The organism is Flammeovirga aprica JL-4 (genome assembly GCF_012844305.1).
Lineage (GTDB): Bacteria > Bacteroidota > Bacteroidia > Cytophagales > Flammeovirgaceae > Flammeovirga > Flammeovirga aprica.
This window is the reverse complement of the sequence record NZ_JABANE010000217.1, coordinates 1-5,308: the sequence shown is the minus strand read 5'-3', so window position 1 is coordinate 5,308 and position 5,308 is coordinate 1. Positions and strand designations below refer to the sequence as shown.

Here is a 5,308-nt window from a genome sequence, read left to right as displayed (position 1 = left end):
ATTCATCACCATGTCAGTGATCAATATATCCAACGATATTTAGATGAATTTCATTTTCGATTTAATAGAAGGGTATATCGGAAAACAATTTTCAAAAAATTATTGGCACGGATGGTTTCTTCAATTCATGTCACCCAAAAACAGCTTTGTGATTGGGCGACGTAAGTTTATATACCTATAAACTTATTCATAATCTTCAATTGAATCTCTTACAAATGTTTTTTTGAAATGTTTGGGAATACCAATACATCAGCATTTTAATTGAACATGATAACGCTTTCATTGATCAACAGAACATTACCAGAATCAACCTTAAACATAAAAACTTGACTAGAACCAAAAGGGGGTAAATCCTTATATTTTATATTCTTCTTTGTTCCATCACAAAGTACTTCAGCTAAAAAAATATTATGCTTCATCTCACTAAAATATACCTTTAATCTGCTCTTTCTCTTACCCAAAAATTTATGAAAAGGATAGTGTCCTGATATAAATACTGTATCTGAAGAAGTATGACTAATATTATCTTCAAATTCTTTATCGGAAAAGTGTGACATCTCTTCCTGAGGTACTATTTCATGCATGATAACATAATCGTCATTGCTATAACAATAACTTGATCTAAAAGAATCTGTATTCAATATAATTTCAGTAAAGGCTTTTTTATAATAGAAAAAGTCTGTTTCTGCTTCCACAGTAAAAAGTGAAGATATCAAAATTATAAAGCTAATCATTTTACTTTAATAGTTGTTGTTCGTTTTTAAAACTTACCTTTTATACCTTATCTCAGTAATCGCCCATTGATGAATTTGCAACTCAAACAATCATTAGAAGATGAAGATATATCAATTGTATGACACTTTATTTTGAACTAGAATAGAGATACAATCTTTTGATAGAAATGCTTCCAATTTGAGACTAAAAATAAAAGATAAACTACGTAAGTGACGCAAACAAACATTACAATTTTAATAGACTTATTACTCATTCTTTCCCTAAAAAGGATTAGAATAATATTAATTATGACAACAAAAATGATTGAAAAAAGGTCAACTAACAAATCACCCAAACCCATACCATAATGAATATAACTTTCAAATGATAATGTGATCCACAAAATCATAAATACATCCCAAATAATAAAAAATCGATAAAAATTACTTTTCATTTTGTAAATGATAAACGTTTAGGTTGAAGACTAAATAAACTAGTATTTTGGACTGTTGTATGTGGAAGAAATAATCACCTTTTCAAAAGATTTAGCATCAAACCTTTTTATACAACCCATTTTATAATTTAGAAAGGTAGTTTGCTTTGTTCCTATGGAAAACATTTCGTATTCCCTTTAAAATTCATAGAATATGGTATTGCTTTTGGCTTTGAGGGCTTATCTCTATTCTCCTTCTCAAAGTTATAAAAAGGTTCTTGATTATCAATTCAGCTTTGTTTTCTTTCCAACTATTTGTCCCTTAGTAAAAAAGTTTGATGGTCTCATAAGGGGAAGTTAAAGCCATCATTCAAAGTTTGAATAAGGAAAAAAGAAGTTGCTATTTACTTTCAAGGAAGAAATAAGTTTCTGCTTAAAAAGGCTTCCAATGTGAAAAATAAAAAAAGTAAGAGAGTGTATCTCATTTTTTGATGTTTGCTTTTTATCATCTTGTTATTCGTCAAAGACTTAATCAATATGCAATTTTTGAGTTATGATAACGATTAACAGTTAGTGAAGCTTAATTTTTAAGCCTGTAATAATAATTACTCTGTAAACTATGTTTTCGTTATTTATTGTATTTAGAAATCAGGAGATTTCTGATGATCTGAAGGACACAAATGATGCTTACGCTTAACATTCGCGCCAGTAAGCTTTCTACTCTATTCATTGGGTAGTGTTCCCCCGGCGTTGAAGGGAAATAAGTGTCAAAAGAAGAAAGGTTGACCATTATTATAGTCAACCTTCCGATCATTTTAAAGTCAGATTGTAAAACTCATTCTTTATTTGACGTAAAATTACATTTTGATTTTCAAGGGTATTAAAACTTCCCATTATCATTTTTCCATTCCGATTTTGGTGGGATAGGTTGTATCACATCCCAATGTTCCACTATTTGACCATTTTCTAATCGGAATAGATCATAATAGGCTACATGATTGCCTGGTGCTTTGCCGAATTTACCTTCGCTCATTGTCAATACAAAATTGCCTTCTGCTAATACTTTATGCACTTTGTCATAAACCATCACCATATCATTTTCAGCAAAGTATTTTAGAGCTGCACCTAAACCATCTAATCCATCGGCAACGGCTGAGTTGTGTTGTAGGTACTTTGTGGGGTTGACAAGTGTCGTCAAGTTGTCCATTTTTCCATTCAACAAAACTTCATCCACAAATTGCCAAACTACCTTTTTATTCGCATTTGTTTTTTCTCTGTCTGTAATGTTAGTTGTTCCGTCAAATTGAGTTCTACCACTCGGATTTGGTGGCGTTACTGCTGCCAGATTATCCCAATGTTCAACAATTTTTCCATCTTCAAATCGAAAAACATCAAAGGCTGCTTTTGGTCCGAAAAAATCATACTCAGTATGTGTAAATACATAATCACCATCCTGAAATACCCGTACAACATTGGCTTTAAAACCACCTTCTGGAGCATTTTTCATTACCGCTCCAAAACCTGCCAAACCATCACCAACATCTAAGTTGTGCTGAATGTATTTTTCAGGATTGATGTACGAAATTGGCGTTTGGTCGCCCGTGTTAAAGCTATTAAGCAGGGCTACTACTTTTTCTTTGTTTGGTGAATCCATATTTAAAAATTTGTAACGTCCCATGTCTATAGAGTTCTGGTCCATTCTTGACATAAAATCTTTTGAAATTGGTGCTTCCATGAATGGTTGTAAAGAAGCATCTGATAGCGCTTTATTTTCCCAATAAACAGCAACTACTTGTTCTCCTGCTTCATTCACACCTATCAATCGTTGTAAGAAACCTTTCTGTTGTCCAGTGAAATCTGTTTCTACTCTTTGATTAATAGACTGAAATTGAGCAACATCTATCCCTTCTTTTACATCAAAGGACATGATTTCAACAAATCGGCTATTTTCCGCATTGAAAGGTTTATCGATTGCATATCTTGACATTTTCATTGTCGGTGCATCGATCATTTGGGTATAATCGGCAACGGAGGTATTCCCCATAAATTTACTCATGGAAGCATCGGCATCAGCTACACTTTTCCAATACACTACTACCACATAATCTCCTTTGTCATCTACACCACTCTGACGAGTAATAAATCCCTTTTGCTTACTTGTAAAGTCGCTTTCCACCTTTGCATCAAGGACAGCAAAAGTAGTGGGGCTAGCATCATATTTGATGTTGAAAGTTGTAACTTCCATTATCGTTTTACCTTTCATTGAATTTGAATTTGTAGCAGTTGCACAACTAGAAATATACAGTGACGTTACAAGCAGAAAGAATGATTTTAAAGTGATTTGCATACCATTTAATTTAAAGTGATTGTAAATTTCTGGTCAGGATTAAAGTCATAGCCTTGGCTTATCTCCACTACCAATACTTTTTCAGAATCTATTCTGAGCCTTACATTAGGGTTGCTTGAGGTAAAGCCTTTCACATTTTGAGCATTTTCAAAAGTAAGGTAATACCGGTCAAATGTACCCGCTTCAATAATTCTCCAGAATCCAGAAAAAGTAGGGTCATCTTCTGGAGCAATGACATCAAAGGTGATCGTGGTTTCACTGATATTAATATCGTACAAACCAATATAAGCAGGGAATTCAACAGAGGTAGAAAGAGTAGCATCGGCCGCAAAATCTCCGGCATTCATGCCTGAAATTACTGCAAAATCCATCTCGTCATCATATCCGAATGCTGGAGATTGAAAAGTGTTGTTTACATTTACTTTTGAACCCAATGTGATAGGTAATACAGTCACATCATCATCGTCATCACAAGAAGTTAAGGTAGCCAATGAGAAAATGGCACCTAAAAACAAGAAATTTAGTTTTAAAAGTCGCATTGAAATAGAGTTTATATAAAAATTGAAACAGAGTCTTCGGTAAAAATCATGAAACAAAGTTACGGGAAAGAAACACGATATTGATGATCATAATAATCCTAAAAACTGTCAAAATGGGAAAGTTGTCAATAAAGTCTAATGTGCTTGGCGAAATACCTTAGGTGAGCTATTGGTAAACTTTTTAAAGTATTTAAAAAAATTCGTGGCATCGCTAAACCCTGCCATGTAAGCGATTTCTTTGATGGAATGATCGGTGCTAATGAGTAATCTTTTTATCTGCATGATGCTTCTTTCATCTATAAAAGATTTGGCAGAAACATTCACTACTTCATTTACTATGTTATTGAGTGTTTTAGTGGAAACACCTAACTTTTCTGAAAAATACTGGACTTTTTTACTTTTGAAACAATCTTCTTCTACCAATTTATGAAAAGCCAGGAATTGGGACATGTATCTTTTTCTTTCAACGAAATACCCTGCTTTATCTTTGATGCGAAATAATTTTATAATCAGAACGTGCAAAACACTTCTTGTAATACCAATTGAAAAAACATCCTTAGCGTGATATTCCAATTCCAACTGCTTTACCAAAACCATAAAATCGGAAAACTCCACCTTATTGTTAAATTCTATTTTAGGAAAGCTAAGTGATTCGTTGAACAGTTGAAATGCTTTTAAAGCTTCCATTTTGTTCAAATGTCCAATGATAAATTCTTCGGTGAAAATCAGTAAATACCCCTTAACATTAGTGCTTCTAAAAAATTTTTGAATTTGGTCTTTTCTCACCAAAATTACTGTCCCTTCTTTATAATTATAATCCGTAAAATCAATGGTATGATAGCCTTCTCCTTCATAGACAAAAATGATGACATAGAATTTCACAAGGTGGTTCTTACAAACATCATGGTCTAAATCCCTCTCTAAAAGATCTTCAATTTTGAGAATATCAAAATAAGAATTGGGGTTTTCTTGGTTATCGAAGTTTACCTTTGGCAATTTTTTTATCCATTTTTTCGCTTGCAGAGAACGGTTTCGCATATGCTCAGTTTTGGGTAGATAGATAAATACATTATCAGTTCTAAAACAAAGCTTATTTTAAAGTAGTTCAGCTTAATACAGCAACTACATTGTAAACTAAATTATCGTTTACTTTCAATCAATATTTCTGCTAGGCTTTCTAAGGTCTACTTTCAAGCTTCCTTCTTCTTCATTTCTCTTATGATTAAAACAAGGAAAATTGTATTTATTTTGTACAATTTCTTCCAAAAGAGATAA

The 5,308-nt window shown here is 32.6% G+C and carries 4 protein-coding genes; all 4 read right to left on the bottom strand.

What is annotated here, in order from left to right; translation table 11 throughout:
- Window positions 1–257: 257 nt before the first annotated feature.
- Window positions 258–695, bottom strand: coding sequence for a hypothetical protein (locus HHU12_RS33040; protein ID WP_169660997.1), 438 nt, complete (start codon window positions 693–695; stop codon window positions 258–260).
- 1,332 nt (window positions 696–2,027) lie between these two features.
- A complete protein-coding gene (locus HHU12_RS35500; RefSeq protein ID WP_240971249.1) occupies window positions 2,028–3,410 on the bottom strand; it encodes a nuclear transport factor 2 family protein in 1,383 nt (460 codons plus the stop codon).
- Window positions 3,411–3,499: 89 nt separating this feature from the next.
- Window positions 3,500–4,033, bottom strand: coding sequence for a hypothetical protein (locus HHU12_RS33030; protein WP_169660996.1), 534 nt, complete (start codon window positions 4,031–4,033; stop codon window positions 3,500–3,502).
- 135 nt (window positions 4,034–4,168) lie between these two features.
- Window positions 4,169–5,071 (bottom strand): AraC family transcriptional regulator, encoded by a 903-nt coding sequence (locus tag HHU12_RS33025; RefSeq protein WP_169660995.1) that lies wholly within the window; start codon window positions 5,069–5,071, stop codon window positions 4,169–4,171.
- Window positions 5,072–5,308: the final 237 nt, after the last annotated feature.

What these genes read in the sequence shown, in the direction of transcription:
- HHU12_RS35500 (WP_240971249.1), bottom strand. Translation starts at nt 3,410, where the DNA reads ATGAAAGGTAAAACGATAATGGAAGTTACAACTTTCAACATCAAATAT.
- HHU12_RS33030 (WP_169660996.1), bottom strand. Translation starts at nt 4,033, where the DNA reads ATGCGACTTTTAAAACTAAATTTCTTGTTTTTAGGTGCCATTTTCTCA.
- HHU12_RS33025 (WP_169660995.1), bottom strand. Translation starts at nt 5,071, where the DNA reads ATGCGAAACCGTTCTCTGCAAGCGAAAAAATGGATAAAAAAATTGCCA.